The following is a 13,223-nucleotide window of genomic DNA, read 5'->3' on the forward strand; positions in this document are numbered from 1 at the left end:
GGTGGCGCTGCGCGTCAGAAGAAGTACGTCACGCCCAGGCTGAAGTTGCGTGGCAACGCGGGCGAGACCACGTTGGCGTTGATCGCGCCGTCGTAATACGCCTTGTTGAATACGTTCTTCACGCCCGCGGTCACTCGGTAGTTCTCGCCCACGTAGCTGATGGACGCATCGGCCACGAAGTACGAAGGCAGTGTGAAGGGGTAGGAGCCGATCTGCTCGCTCACATACCGCCCGCCCAGGCCCAGCGTCACGCGCTGGTATTGCGGCAGCTTGTACGTGGCCCAGGCCGTGAGCGTGTGGCGTGGCGTGAGGTTGAGTGGCAGGCCCACAATCGCCGCGTTGTTATCGCGCGTGACCTTGCTTTGTGTGTAGGTGTAGGCGCTGGTGATCTTCCAGCCGTTCTTCAGGTCGGCGCCCAGCTCCAGCTCCAGCCCGCGCGCGCGCTGCTCGCCGGTCTGCACGCTGAAGCCCGTGTTCACCGGGTCGGCGGTGGTCACGTTCTGGCGCACCAGGTCGAACACGGCGAGCGCGCCGGTGATCTGGCCGCCGGGGGCCTCGTACTTCACGCCCGCCTCCCACTGCTTGCCGGTTTCGGGCACGAAGTTCGATCCACCAAACGTCAGGCCCGACTGGGGCAGGAAGGACTCGCCATAGCTGCCATACGCGGCCCAGCCCGGCTTGAACTCGTACACCAGGCCGGCCGACAGCGTGGTGGCGTTGTCCTTCTGGCGCGTCTGCGTGTTGGCCACGCGGTTGTTGGTGTCGTTGGTGGACCAATCGCGGCGCAGGCCCACCAGGGCCGTCCAGCCCTGGCCAAACTTGATCTGGTCCTGCGCATACAGCCCGGCCACGGTGAGTTTGGCGGGCGCATCCTGCGTCAGCGCCTCGGGGCAGGTGGCCTGCATGCCATACACGGGCGCAAACAGGTCCAGCGCACCGATGCGGCAGGTGCGGCTGGCCAGCAGGCTGGTGCCGCTGCGCGCATCGAGGCCCGTCACCAGCTGATGCTTCACGCCCAGCGCTTCAAAGCGTGACAGCAGCGAGGTGTCGGTGGCCAGCAGATCGTAGTCCATGTACTGGCGCGAGGCCTGGCGGTTCTGCAGCCGCTGGTTGGCCTGCAATGCCTGGTTGGAGACGAAGTTGCCCGTGCCCTTCTCGGTCTCGTAGCGCACGTTCTGGCGGAAGGTCATGGCCTCCGACATCTTGTGCTCCAGTGTGTAGCCCACGGTTTTGCTCTCTACGTCATACCCGCCAAAACTTGGGTCGCCCGTGAACATCGTGACGGGCAGCGTGCCGTTGCGGTTGGGCAGCAGCGTGCCGTAGGGCGTGATGCCCTGCTGGCGCATCCACTGGCTCTGGCTGTAGGTGGCAAACAGCACCAGGTTGGTCTGCGGGCCCAGGTCGATGGATAGCGATGGCGCAAACCAGCGGTCCTTGCGGTAAACGAACTGTGTGGGGTCGTCCACGTTGGAGACATGCGCATTGATGCGCAGCGCCGTCTTGCCCGATTCGGACAGGGGCCTGTTGATGTCGGCCTGCAGCGTGCGCTGGCCGAAACTGCCCACCTCCACGCCCACCTCGTTGATCGCCTCCTTCTTGGGCCGCTTGCTCACCGCGTTGACGATGCCGCCGGGCTGCACCTGGCCGTACAACACTGAGGCCGAGCCCTTGAGCACCTCGAAGCGCTCGTAGCCGTAGGGCTGCAGCTTGGCCCACATGCCGGGGCTTTGCACCAGGCCATCGACCAGGATCGATTCGGTGGAGCGAAATCCCCGGATGTTCAGGTCGTCAAACCCCCGGCGCCCAAAGTTGACCGGGCTGACCCCCGCCACCGTCTGCAGCGCTTGCTGCACGTTGGTGATCTGCCGCGACTCCATTTGCTCGCGCGTGACCACGCTGACGGACTGTGGGGTTTCCAACCGCCGCATGGGCGCCTTGCTGGCGGTCTGTGCCTCCACGGGCGCAAAACCCATGTCTTTTTCGGTGCTGGCGTTGATGCGGACTTCTTGCAGCTGGGGCGCTGCCGTTGCTGGGTCTGCAGTGGGTGCGCTGCCCTGCTGCGCCATGGCGGCCTGGGCGAGGCACAGGGCCAGCGGGGTCAGGGTGAAAAGAGTGGCCGCGCGGACGGATGGCAAGCGCGGGGCGTGCGCGAGGCGCAGGGGCTGAGAAGACATGGGGGTCCCGATGGAGGTGAGCGGACAACAAACGCTGGGGGCGCTGGCTCACGTGGCAAGGGACGTTGGCTGGCGAGAAAGTGATGAATTATAATGCGAATGGTTATCGTTTGATATTTTGCAATGAAATGACTGGAGTGCGAGAAACCGCAGTGCCTTCTTGAGGGAGTTGAGATAACCGCCACCGCCGTGTGGCGCGAAAACTGGGACTGTTTGGGCTATCCCGGGACAACGCGAAACGTATCGTTGAAACGAAGTTGCAATCCATGTAGCAGCACGCGGCCCCGCCAGGAGCCCAATCTGAACTCCGAGGCTAGACTTCTGCCTTCGGCCAAGAGCCGCCCTTCAACACAGCCCGCAGCCCAAGCGGCCGAGATCGAATTTGTTGATTCGCGATGTCACATTCAGGCGCGGATATGCAAAGGCGCGAATGACTTCACCAAGTCGTCCAGAGCTTTCAACTGTGCGAGGAAAGGCTCTAACTGGTCCAACGGCAGAGCGCTGGGACCATCGCATTTGGCCTGTTGCGGGTCGGGATGTGCTTCAAGAAAGAGTCCTGCCAACCCTGTTGCTAGACCGGCGCGGGCCAGTTCAACCACTTGGTCACGGCGACCGCCAGAGACGGCAGCATTCGCCTCGCGTTGCTGTAGGGCATGGGTAACGTCGAAGATGACAGGTAAGTTTCCGGTGACCTTCTTCATCACTCCGAAGCCAAGCATGTCCACTACCAGGTTGTCATAGCCGAAGCAGGTTCCTCGGTCGCACAGAATGACGGGAGAACTACCGGCTTCTCTGATTTTTTCGACGATGTTGAGCACTTGTGGTGGGCTCAGGAACTGAGGCTTCTTGACGTTGATGACCTTGCCCGTCCTGGCAAGAGCCACGACCAAATCAGTCTGGCGAGCGAGAAACGCAGGCAGCTGTAAAACATCCACGACTTCAGCGACGGGATTCGCCTGCCATGGTTCGTGCACGTCGGTGATGACGGGAACACCAAACTCTGCCTTGACCGCCTCGAACATTCTCAGACCCTCTTCCAAGCCCGGGCCTCTGAACGAGTGGATAGAGGAGCGATTCGCCTTGTCAAAGCTCGCCTTGAAGACATAGGGGATGCCAAGCTTTCGGGTGACTCGGACGTATTCCTCCGCAGCGCGCAGCGCCATGTCCTTGGACTCGAGTACGTTCACGCCGCCAAACAGCACAAAGCCATCGTTGTTGCTGACGTTGATTGCAGGGGTGATGGCAACGGTGGTCAAGAAAAGCTCCCAGGTAGTTTTGCTCGCATTCTCGCTCCGGTCAGCTGACCTAACGCAAGAGGCCGCTTGGGGCTCATAGCGTAAGTTGCGACATGCCCCAGAAGCAAATCTTGCGGTGCTTGACGTCTAGGCATTGACCTAACGATTAGGCGTGGTGCGCTGGATGTCAGTAGGCCAGCACCGATGCGTCAGTTTGTGTGTCGCGAAAAGAAATCGCGCCAAAAGTAGGTGGCGCGAAAGCGATTTGTAGCTGGCGCGAAAGCGGTTTGCGCGCCACTTTGTTGAGCTGGTCACCCCTGCAGAAGCGCTTTCTGGAGCCCTCCGCACCGCGCGAGGTTTTTGCTATTAAATGTGTAGCTAAAAGTCATGATGGTCGAGCGGAGAAACCTATTTTTAATCCAATTTTTGGATGGAGGTAGCCCCCTCCCCATCCTCGGCCCCCTCCGCCCCGCCATACCCTGGGTACGCCCCTCCCGCCGCATTCAACGTCGCACTTTCCTGCCGCTCCCGCGCCATCTGCTCCGCAAACTGGTTGCGCCCTTCTCGCGCCACGGCGATGAACTTGGCGCGGTCCTTGTGGTGCGGGTACATGCGGTCGGCCAGCGCGATGTTGTGGGTGCGAAAGCGCTGGGTGATGGCGGTGGCTTGCGCGGGTGGCAGGCCCATCAGCTCCAGCACGGTGTGGGCGCTTTGCAGGCTGGACTCGAACAGCTCGCGCTGCACCAGCGTCACGCCCAGGTCGCGCAGCTTGTTCCAGTGCGTCACATCGCGCGCGCGGGCCACGATCTGCAGGTGCGGGAAGTGCTCGCGCGCCAGTTTGGCGATCTGCAGGGACTGCTCGGCATCGTCCACGGCCACCACCAGGATGCGCGCGTGTTCTGCCCCGGCGATACGCAGCAGGTCGAGCCGCGTGGCGTCGCCGTAGAACACGCGGTAGCCGAAGGTGCGCGCCACTTCCAGCATGTCCACGCTGTGGTCCAGCACGGTGGTGGGGATGCCTTGGGCCAGCAGCACGCGCGAGACGATCTGCCCATAGCGGCCGAAGCCCGCGATGATGATGGGCGCCTCTTGGGGCTCGGAGATTTCCTCGGCCTGGGGCGTGGTGGTTTTGAGTTTGGCGTAGCGGCGCAGCAGCACGCGGTCCATCACCACGAGCAGCAGCGGGCTGATCAGCATCGACAGCGCCACTGCGCCGATGAGCAGCGACGCGGTCTCGGCCGGGAACACGCTGGCACCGGCTGCGGCCTGGAACACCACAAAAGCAAACTCGCCGCCCTGGGCCAGCAGCAGGGTGAACACCGGACGCTCCTGGTAGGGGATGCCGACGATCTTGGCCAGCGTGTAGATCACCACGGCCTTGGCCGCCAGAAAGCCGACCAGGATGGCGGCCATGAGGCCTGGCGAGCGCAGGATCACGCCGAAGTCGATGCTCATGCCCACGGCGATGAAGAACAGCCCGAGCAGCAGGCCCTTGAAGGGCTCGATGTCGGCCTCCAGCTCGCGGCGGTATTCACTGTCGGCCAGCAGCACACCGGCGAGGAATGCGCCCAGCGCCATCGACAGGCCCACCAGCACCATCAGGTAGGCGATGCCCACCACCAACAGCAGCGCGGCGGCGGTGAAGATCTCGGGGGTGTTGCTCTTGGCGATCCAGCGCAGCACGGGGCGCAGCAGCAGGCGCCCGCCGAGGATGATGGCGGCGATCACGCCGACGATCTTGAGCACCTCCAGCACCATCTCGCCCGGCGTGTGGCCCGCGCCTTCGCCAGCGGCTGCGCCCAGCACGGGCAGCAGGGCCAGGATGGGGATGGCCGCCACGTCCTGGAACAGCAGGATGGAGAAGCCCGCCTGCCCGCTTTGCGTGCGCATCAGGTTGCGCTCGGCCAGCGACTGCAGCGCAATCGCCGTGGACGACAGCGCCAGGCCCAGCGCCCCCACCAGGCTCACGCGCCAGGGCAGGCCTGCCAGCGCGCCCAGCGCAAACAGCACGGCCGCGCAGCCCAGCACCTGGGCCGTGCCGGTGCCGAAGATGGGGCGGCGTAGCGCCCACAGGCGGCTGGGTTGCAGTTCCAGCCCAACCAGGAACAGCATGAGCACCACGCCAAACTCGGCAAAGTGCAGGATGTCCTGCACGTTGCTGACCAGCCCCAGGCCCCAGGGCCCGATGGCGATGCCCGCCGCCAAGTAGCCAATGATGGCGCCCAGGCCCAGCGCCTTGGCAATGGGCACGGCCAGCACGGCGGCGGTGAGGTACAGGAAACCGTAGGTGAGCCAGGTGGGGGCGTGTTCCATGGAGGCGCGGCAAGAGTGGTGGCGTTGGGAGGGGCGTCGCAGGGGTGCGGACGGGCGGGCGTGGGCGTGTCAGGATTCTGGCATTGCCGTAGCGATGCGGGGGTGCGCGTGGCATGCCATTGAAATGCTTCTATTTTGATAGCTGGTAGCGCTTTATGGTCAAGCGCTAGCAGGCATTTTTATCCAGATCATGGCAGCGACACGGGGGCGTTGTTAAGATGCTCGCCCTTCTTCGCACACGGGCTTGGTGATTCATGGACTTTCAGACTTGGCTGGCTTTTTTTGCGGCATCGTGCCTGATTGCGGTGTCGCCGGGGTCGGGGGCCGTGTTGTCGATGAGCCATGGGCTGTCGTACGGCGTGCGCAAGACGGGCGCCACCATCCTGGGCCTGCAGCTGGGCCTGTTGCTGATTTTGCTGATTGCCGGGGCGGGCGTGGGTTCGCTGCTGCTGGCGTCCGAGGTGGCTTTCAGCGTGGTGAAAGTGCTGGGCGCCTGCTATCTGATCTATGTGGGCTTTGCGCAGTGGCGTGCCGGGGACAAATCGCCGGTGCAGGGCGATGAAGCAGAGTCGGCCGGCACCTGGCAAAAACGCTGCCTCACGGGTTTTTTGACCAACGCCACCAACCCCAAGGGCATCATCTTCATGGTGGCGGTGTTGCCCCAGTTCATGACCGACACGCGCCCACTGTGGACGCAGCTGGTGGTGATGGCCGCCACCACGGTGACGGTGGACGTGGTGGTGATGCACGGCTACGCTGCAGGGGCCAGCGCGCTGCGCCGCCTGATGCGCAGCGCGCGTGCGGTGCGGGCGCAAAACCGTGTGTTTGGCGGCTTGCTGATGGCGGTGGGCGCCGGGCTGTTCTTCGTCAAGCGCGGCGGGCAGCACGCTTGATAGGATGGTTGCGCTTCGATTTTAATAGCTGCTTACGCTTGCCTATAAAGCGCTAGAGGCTGATTTGGCTTGGTTTTTCATGGATACGCAGATTCCAAGGAGGTTGTCATGCCAGTAGTTGTTGTCGCCAACCCGAAGGGTGGTGTGGGCAAGTCCACACTGTCCACCAACATCGCGGGCTACTACGCGAGCCAGGGGCATCCCGTGATCCTGGGCGACACCGACCGGCAGGAATCCGCCAAGCTCTGGCTGGGTCTGCGCCCGCCAGCCGCGCGCCCCATTGGCGCCTGGGATGGCATCAGCTCGGACGTGATCAGCCGCCCGCCCAAGGGCACCACGCACGCGGTGCTCGACACCCCTGCCGGGCTGCACGGCTGGCGGCTGAACGATGTGCTCAAGCTGGCCGACAAGATCATCGTGCCGCTGCAGCCCAGCGTGTTCGACATCTTTGCCACACGCAGTTTCCTGGACCAGCTGGCCGAGCACCGCCGCGCTGAAGGGGTGCAGATCGGCATCGTGGGCATGCGCGTGGACGCCCGCACCAAGGCCGCCGAGCAGCTGCACCACTTTGTGGACAGCCTGGGCTTCCCGGTGCTGGGCTACCTGCGCGATACGCAGAACTACATCCACCTGGCGGCGCATGGTCTCACGCTGTTTGACGTGGCGCCCGGCCGCGTGGCGCGCGACCTGGAGCAGTGGCAAGGCATTTGTGCCTGGCTCAATTCTTGAAGGACAGCGTGAAGCAGAACGTACAACCAGCCCCTCGGGAAAACACCTGTCACCCGGCAGACAAGGCGCGCCTGGGTGCGGGGCTACATTGCGACGATGAAAATCTTCCGCTCTTATTCCGAAGTCAGCGCCTGCGTGGGCCAGGAGGTCGCCGTGACCGACTGGATCACCATCACGCAGGAACAGGTCAACCTGTTTGCCCAGGCCACGGGCGACCACCAGTGGATCCATGTGGACCCCGAGCGTGCCAAGGCCGGGCCGTTTGGCGCGCCCATTGCGCATGGGTTTCTCACGCTGTCGCTGATCCCGCAGTTTTTCGAGACGGGCCTGACCATCGAGGGTGCGCGCATGGGCGTGAACTACGGGCTGAACAAGGTGCGCTTCACGGCACCGGTGCCGGTGGGCAGCCGCCTGCGCGCGCGCCTCACCTTGCAGGCTGCCGAGCCCGTGGCGCCCGATGGCATGCAGATGACCTGGCTGGTGACGGTGGAACGCGAGGGCAGCGACAAGCCGGTGTGCGTGGCCGAGTCTTTGGCGCGCAATTTCGGCGCTCCGGCGTAGCAGGACAACCCCCTGAGCGGCTGCGCCGCTTCCCCCTTCTCTCGAATGGCTGCGCCATTCGGGAAGGGAGACACCGCCAGCGCGGCGGGGCGGCCCTTGCGCGGCGGTCGCTGGCCTGGATCCAGCGTGTTCCACGGACTGTGTTCTCGTTAGATGCTCGTGTTTTTGGGCAGGAGGTCTGAACCATGGACCGCCTGCAAGCCATGAAAATTTTCGAGCGTGTGGTGGAGGAGGGCGGCTTTGCCGCCGCCGCCCGCGCCATGGACATGTCACCCCCCGTGGTCACCCGCATGGTGGCCGAGCTGGAGCAGCATCTGGGCACGCGGCTGCTGCAGCGCACTACCCGCAAGCTGGCGCTCACCGACGCGGGTGATGCCTATCTGCAGCGCGTACGCACCATCCTGCACGAGATCGACGACGCCGAAGCGGCAGCGGCGGCCAACACGCGCGATCTGCGCGGCACCATCCGCATCGTTGCGGCGCCGGTGCTGGCGACCAACTTTCTGGCGCCCATGGTGGCGCTGTGGCATGCGGAGTTCCCCAAGCTGTTGCTTGACATCGACCTGGACGCCTATGCCTCGGCGAGGGTGGATGAATATGATGTGACCATCATGGTGGCGGGTGAGGATTTTGATGCCAACATCGTGGCACGCCCCCTGTTGAAGGGGGAGGCGATTGTTGTTGCATCGCCCGACTACCTGGAGCGCAAGGGCATTCCGCGCGAGCCGCAAGACCTGCTGCAACACGACTATCTGCGCGACTCCGGGATGGCCGCGCGAGCGCAGTTGGGGCCAGCGCGCAAGCTGCGCCTGCAATCGCTCAACGGCAGCTTGCCCGCGCAAGAGGTCGATGTGCCGGCAGTGCTGCAGTCGGTCAGCACCGAGCTGCTTCTGCGCGCGGCGGTAGACGGCGCGGGGGTGGCCGTTACCTCGCGCCTGCTGGCCGAGGAACACCTGGCCCGTGGCGAACTGGTGCACATCCTGCCGGCGTGGATTTTTTCGCGCTACACCATCTATGCCGCGCTGCCGTCCGGCCGCATGCTGCCCGCGCGCACCAAGGTGTTTCTGGACTTTCTCAGCGAGCAGGTGCCCCTGGCCGTGGCGGACCAACGCGGGCAGCAGGCCAAGTAACCCAAGGCCATCGGCCAGGGTGGCGCGCCCACCAACAATCAGCCAGGCATCAACCCAGCTGCGCAAATCCGCTGATGATGGTGCCCTCTGGCTCCACGGCGATTTCGCCGTCGGGCATGGCAAAACTGTTCTGGCGCCAGGCTTCGAACACCGTCACAGCCACGGCGTTGGACAAATTCAGGCTGCGCTGGCCCGCCACCATGGGCAGGCGAAGGCGTTGTGCGGGCGGAAAACTCTCGCGCAGTTCGGGCGGAAGCCCCCGGGTTTCAGCCCCAAACACCATCCAGTCGCCCGGCAGGAAGCAGGTGGAATGCACGGGCTGCGAGCCGTGTGTGGTCATTGCGAACATGCGGGTCGGGTCTGGTTGGGTATCCCGCAGGAAGGCGGTCCAGCCTGCATGCACTTGCACCTGGGCGTATTCGTGATAGTCCAGCCCCGCACGGCGCATCTGGCGGTCTTCCATCGAGAACCCGAGCGGCTCGATCAGGTGCAGAGTGCACCCCGTGTTGGCCGCCAGGCGAATCACATTCCCCGTGTTGGGCGGTATCTCGGGTTCGACGAGGACGATATGGAACATGCCGCCAATTGTCATCGCTGGGCGTGTGAGTTGAGCAACCGCTCGTAATCAAAAGTATCCCGCTGGTACTTCGAGGTTGCGGGGCTCAGTCGCGCCCCGTGCGCGCCAGGACGGCGGCGGTGACATGCGTCACGCCTGCCTCGCGCAGCGCCAGGGTGGCCGCCTGCAGCGTGGCACCGGTGGTCATCACGTCATCGATCAGCACCACCCGCTGGCCGCGCAGGGCTGCCGCGCGGCTGGGTTCAACGGCGAAGGCGCCGCGCAGGTTGCGCAGGCGCTGGGCGCGGGGCAGGCTGCTCTGCGCCTCGGTGGCGTGCAGGCGCAGCAGGGTGTGGTGGTCGGTTTTGGTGCCTGCCAAGTGCCTTGCCAGCAGGGCCGACTGGTTGAAGCCCCGCTCGCGCAGGCGCTCGGTAGACAGCGGCACCGGAAGCACGCGGTCGGCCGCTTCCAGCGCCGGTTCCATCCACGGCGTGCTGCGCATCAGTGTGGCCAGCGCCTTGGCCCAGCCCGGATCACCGCGAAACTTGAACTGCGCCAGCGCATCGGCCCAGGGGTAGGCGTAGTCCACTGCGGCAATGCAGGCATCAAAGCTGGGCGGGGTCTGGATGCAGGCGCCGCAGACCTCTACCCCTGCAGGCACCCGCAGGGCGCAGCGCTGGCAGCGCGTGGTGGGCTGGGCAAACCGCGCCACGCAGGCGTTGCAGATGCGCTGCGAGGGCCAGGTGTGGCAGAACGCGCACTGGCTGGGCACCTGGTGGGCCCAGGTGTGGAAACGGCGCGAAATCCCTGTCAGGCCCGTAAAAAGCATGAATCAATATACTCGCGCGGCCCATGACGTCCTCCGAGCGCCCCCCCACCATTGATCCCGTTGCTGCGGCCCGCTGGCATGCAGCAGCCCCCGCCGTATCTCCCTGGCTTCATGAAGAAGTGGCCCGCCGCATGGAGGACCGCTTGCAGTGGATTCGCCAGGCCCCTGAATCGTGGTGCCATTGGGACGCAGTGCGTGGCGGCCTGCAGGCGCATGCGCTCGTGAGCGCACGCTATCCCAAAGCGCGTTGCCAGATCTACGAAACGGCAGCCCATTGCGAGGACTCTGCCCGGCAGGCGCTGGCCAAGCCGTGGTGGAGCCCTGCGCGCTGGAGCGCAGGCAACCCCCAGCTGGGTATGCCTGCAGATGCGAGTGTGCAGATGCTGTGGGCCAACATGGCGCTGCACACGGCAACCGACCCGCAGGCGCTGATCGCGCAATGGCACCGTGCCCTGGCGGTGGATGGCTACCTGATGTTCTCGTGCCTGGGGCCCGATACCCTGCGAGAACTGCATGCGGTGTATGCCGAGCTGGGCTGGCCCCCGGCAGGGCATGCCTTCACCGACATGCACGATTGGGGTGACATGCTGGTGCACGCCGGTTTTGCCGAACCGGTGATGGACATGGAGCGCATCACGCTCACGTTTGCCACGCCCGAGCGGCTGGTTCAAGAGCTGCGCGAGCTGGGTTGCAATCTGCACCCTGATCGCTTTCCCTCATTGCGCGGTCGGCGCTGGCGCGAGAAGCTCTACCAAGTGCTGTCCGACCGGTTGGCAGATCCGCAACAAGGTGGTCAGTTGGCACTGACTTTCGAAATCATTTATGGCCATGCCTTCAAGCCCGCGCCTCGGGTGCGCGTCAGTTCCAGCAGCGCTGTGTCGCTGCAGGACATGCGCACCATGTTGCGCCAGGGCGGCAAAGAGAACTAGCCTGTAACGGCGTGTCAATGACATGGAACAAGGCACGCTACAATTCCGGGTTATTGAGATTTCGGGCATCTTCCCGCGCAACTTTGCGGGCTGCGCCTGTCTTGCCTTGGGCATGACAGGCACCCAGCTGGCAGTCTTGTGAGCACTTCTGGTGACGGGCTTGGTTTTTCGTTTTGCCACGGTGTCGGGTCAACGCATTGACTGGCGTCTCGTTCGCAACTGTTCGGTCACGCCGGTGCAGTTGGGCTGGATGTATCTGTCCTTGTGTGTGGTGTCCCTGGGTATCGCAACGTGCTTCTGGATACTCGGTGCCCGCCTGGTCATGCCCTTTGCGTGGCTGGAGATGGTGGCGGTAGGAATTGCATTCGCCATGTACGGTCGCCATGCGGCGGATGGCGAGAGGATTTCGCTACAGGGTTCGCGCCTTGTAGTGGAACTGGAGACAGCAGGCAAGCTGGAGCGCGCCGAGTTTGACCGGAGTTGGGTTCGCGTAGAGCCCAAGTCTGGGGACCGTTCGCTGATCATGCTGTCTGCGCAGGGCCGAACGGTCGAAGTGGGGCGCTTCATGCGCCCCGAACTTCGACCGGCTCTGGCATCGGAGATCCGCATGGCCTTGCGCGCAGCCTGACCCCACGCAGGCGCGCGAAAGGGATTGGTTAAATTGAGGCTTAGAAGTAAGTGAGAACTATGAAGAGCATTTCCAACAAGCTGGCTTCTCTGCTGCTGATTGCCGGTGCATGGGTGGGCTCCGCAGCCCATGCCGTTCAGGACCTGCCTGGCGGCCCTGCAGTCAACCAGCTGAACCTGCATCCCCCGGTCACCAAGATCGCAGAAGAGCAACATTTTCTGCACTGGATGATGCTGATCATCTGCACGGTGATCTTTGTTGCAGTGTTCTCCGTGATGTTCTACTCGATTTGGAAACACCGCCGTTCCAAGGGCGCCAAGTCGGCCAATTTCCATGAATCCGTGACGGTGGAAGTGGTCTGGACCATTGTTCCGTTCATCATCGTGATCCTGATGGCCCTGCCTGCCACCAAGGTGCTGGTGGCCCAGAAGGACACCACCAACGCCGACCTCACCATCAAGACCACGGGCTACCAGTGGAAGTGGGGTTATGACTACATCACCGGCGAGGGTGAGGGTCTGGCCTTCATCTCCACGCTGGACAGCAGCCATCGCGTGATGTCCGACAGTGGCAATGTCAAGGATGCGCCGACTGACTACCTGCTCAAGGTGGACAACCCGATGGTGGTGCCAGTGGGCAAGAAGATCCGCATCATTACGACGGCCAACGACGTGATCCACGCCTTCATGGTGCCTGCCTTCGGTATCAAGCAGGATGCGATCCCTGGTTTTGTGCGCGACACCTGGTTCCGCGCCGAGAAGATTGGCGACTACTACGGCCAGTGCGCCGAGCTGTGCGGCAAGGAGCACGCTTACATGCCCATCCATGTGAAGGTCGTGTCTGCTGAGGACTACACCGCCTGGGTGGCTGATCAGAAGAAGAAGGCTGCTGCCAAGCTGGACGACCCCACCAAGGTCTGGGCGCTGGACGACATCATGAAGCGTGGCGAGAAGGTGTATGCCGCCAACTGTGCGGCCTGCCACCAGGCCAACGGCAAGGGCGCTGGCCCCATCAAGCCATTGGACGGTTCGGCCATCGTGCTGGACGCGGACCATGTCAAGCAGATCCAGGTTCTGCTCAAGGGCGCAGCCAATGGTGCCATGCCTGCATGGGCGCAACTGAGCGATACCGATATCGCAGCCGTTGCCACCTACACCAAGAATTCGTGGTCCAACAAGACCGGCCAGCTGGTGCAGCCTGCTGAAATCGTGGCCCAGCGCGGCAAGTAATCAGCGCCCTAACGTAT

The 13,223-nt window shown here is 63.8% G+C and carries 12 protein-coding genes; 7 read left to right on the forward strand and 5 right to left on the reverse strand.

Going from position 1 to position 13,223, the window contains the following annotated elements:
• Nucleotides 1–14 precede the first annotated feature (14 nt).
• From ACQ4MJ_RS01860 to kefC, 3 genes are all read right to left on the reverse strand, one after another.
• A complete protein-coding gene (locus tag ACQ4MJ_RS01860; protein ID WP_431150439.1) occupies nucleotides 15–2,174 on the reverse strand; it encodes a TonB-dependent siderophore receptor in 2,160 nt (719 codons plus the stop codon).
• 404 nt (nucleotides 2,175–2,578) lie between these two features.
• Nucleotides 2,579–3,430, reverse strand: a complete 852-nt coding sequence (gene kdsA / locus ACQ4MJ_RS01865) for a 3-deoxy-8-phosphooctulonate synthase (RefSeq protein ID WP_431150436.1) — start codon at nucleotides 3,428–3,430, stop codon at nucleotides 2,579–2,581.
• Nucleotides 3,431–3,823: 393 nt separating this feature from the next.
• A complete protein-coding gene (kefC, locus tag ACQ4MJ_RS01870; RefSeq protein ID WP_431150433.1) occupies nucleotides 3,824–5,722 on the reverse strand; it encodes a glutathione-regulated potassium-efflux system protein KefC in 1,899 nt (632 codons plus the stop codon).
• Between the two features lie 254 nt (nucleotides 5,723–5,976).
• Between kefC and ACQ4MJ_RS01875 the strand changes: the two genes are divergently transcribed.
• The 4 genes from ACQ4MJ_RS01875 to ACQ4MJ_RS01890 all read left to right on the forward strand — a co-directional run bounded on the left by ACQ4MJ_RS01875 (nucleotide 5,977) and on the right by ACQ4MJ_RS01890 (nucleotide 9,035).
• Nucleotides 5,977–6,615, forward strand: coding sequence for a LysE family translocator (locus tag ACQ4MJ_RS01875; RefSeq protein ID WP_055398576.1), 639 nt, complete (start codon nucleotides 5,977–5,979; stop codon nucleotides 6,613–6,615).
• A 108-nt stretch (nucleotides 6,616–6,723) separates the two neighbouring features.
• Nucleotides 6,724–7,344: a ParA family protein gene (locus tag ACQ4MJ_RS01880; RefSeq protein ID WP_121505563.1), complete on the forward strand. Its 621-nt coding sequence runs from the start codon at nucleotides 6,724–6,726 to the stop codon at nucleotides 7,342–7,344.
• 96 nt (nucleotides 7,345–7,440) lie between these two features.
• A complete protein-coding gene (locus tag ACQ4MJ_RS01885; protein WP_056066019.1) occupies nucleotides 7,441–7,905 on the forward strand; it encodes a MaoC family dehydratase in 465 nt (154 codons plus the stop codon).
• A gap of 185 nt (nucleotides 7,906–8,090) precedes the next feature.
• Nucleotides 8,091–9,035, forward strand: a complete 945-nt coding sequence (locus ACQ4MJ_RS01890) for a LysR family transcriptional regulator (protein WP_431150428.1) — start codon at nucleotides 8,091–8,093, stop codon at nucleotides 9,033–9,035.
• Between the two features lie 49 nt (nucleotides 9,036–9,084).
• On the opposite strand, the gene ACQ4MJ_RS01895 is transcribed toward ACQ4MJ_RS01890, so the two are convergent.
• Nucleotides 9,085–9,612, reverse strand: a complete 528-nt coding sequence (locus ACQ4MJ_RS01895) for a tRNA (cytidine(34)-2'-O)-methyltransferase (RefSeq protein WP_055398580.1) — start codon at nucleotides 9,610–9,612, stop codon at nucleotides 9,085–9,087.
• An 85-nt stretch (nucleotides 9,613–9,697) separates the two neighbouring features.
• Nucleotides 9,698–10,420 carry a ComF family protein gene (locus ACQ4MJ_RS01900; protein WP_431150424.1) on the reverse strand — a complete coding sequence of 241 codons (723 nt, stop codon included), beginning with the start codon at nucleotides 10,418–10,420 and terminating at the stop codon, nucleotides 9,698–9,700.
• A gap of 23 nt (nucleotides 10,421–10,443) precedes the next feature.
• On the opposite strand from ACQ4MJ_RS01900, the gene ACQ4MJ_RS01905 reads away from it, so the two are divergent.
• From ACQ4MJ_RS01905 to coxB, 3 genes are all read left to right on the forward strand, one after another.
• Nucleotides 10,444–11,349 carry a biotin synthase gene (locus ACQ4MJ_RS01905; RefSeq protein WP_431150421.1) on the forward strand — a complete coding sequence of 302 codons (906 nt, stop codon included), beginning with the start codon at nucleotides 10,444–10,446 and terminating at the stop codon, nucleotides 11,347–11,349.
• 151 nt (nucleotides 11,350–11,500) lie between these two features.
• A complete protein-coding gene (locus ACQ4MJ_RS01910; protein WP_121420957.1) occupies nucleotides 11,501–11,977 on the forward strand; it encodes a DUF2244 domain-containing protein in 477 nt (158 codons plus the stop codon).
• 59 nt (nucleotides 11,978–12,036) lie between these two features.
• Nucleotides 12,037–13,206 carry a cytochrome c oxidase subunit II gene (coxB, locus tag ACQ4MJ_RS01915; RefSeq protein ID WP_055398584.1) on the forward strand — a complete coding sequence of 390 codons (1,170 nt, stop codon included), beginning with the start codon at nucleotides 12,037–12,039 and terminating at the stop codon, nucleotides 13,204–13,206.
• Nucleotides 13,207–13,223 lie beyond the last annotated feature (17 nt).

It is taken from the genome of Acidovorax facilis (assembly GCF_050626955.1).
In the GTDB taxonomy this organism is placed as follows: domain Bacteria; phylum Pseudomonadota; class Gammaproteobacteria; order Burkholderiales; family Burkholderiaceae_C; genus Acidovorax; species Acidovorax facilis.

Bases quoted from the DNA above. Each gene is read 5' to 3' on its own strand.
- ACQ4MJ_RS01895 (WP_055398580.1), bottom strand. From the start codon at position 9,612: ATGTTCCATATCGTCCTCGTCGAACCCGAGATACCGCCCAACACGGGG.
- ACQ4MJ_RS01875 (WP_055398576.1), top strand. From the start codon at position 5,977: ATGGACTTTCAGACTTGGCTGGCTTTTTTTGCGGCATCGTGCCTGATT.
- coxB (WP_055398584.1), top strand. From the start codon at position 12,037: ATGAAGAGCATTTCCAACAAGCTGGCTTCTCTGCTGCTGATTGCCGGT.
- ACQ4MJ_RS01905 (WP_431150421.1), top strand. From the start codon at position 10,444: ATGACGTCCTCCGAGCGCCCCCCCACCATTGATCCCGTTGCTGCGGCC.
- ACQ4MJ_RS01890 (WP_431150428.1), top strand. From the start codon at position 8,091: ATGGACCGCCTGCAAGCCATGAAAATTTTCGAGCGTGTGGTGGAGGAG.
- ACQ4MJ_RS01900 (WP_431150424.1), bottom strand. From the start codon at position 10,420: ATGCTTTTTACGGGCCTGACAGGGATTTCGCGCCGTTTCCACACCTGG.
- ACQ4MJ_RS01885 (WP_056066019.1), top strand. From the start codon at position 7,441: ATGAAAATCTTCCGCTCTTATTCCGAAGTCAGCGCCTGCGTGGGCCAG.
- ACQ4MJ_RS01880 (WP_121505563.1), top strand. From the start codon at position 6,724: ATGCCAGTAGTTGTTGTCGCCAACCCGAAGGGTGGTGTGGGCAAGTCC.
- ACQ4MJ_RS01860 (WP_431150439.1), bottom strand. From the start codon at position 2,174: ATGTCTTCTCAGCCCCTGCGCCTCGCGCACGCCCCGCGCTTGCCATCC.
- kefC (WP_431150433.1), bottom strand. From the start codon at position 5,722: ATGGAACACGCCCCCACCTGGCTCACCTACGGTTTCCTGTACCTCACC.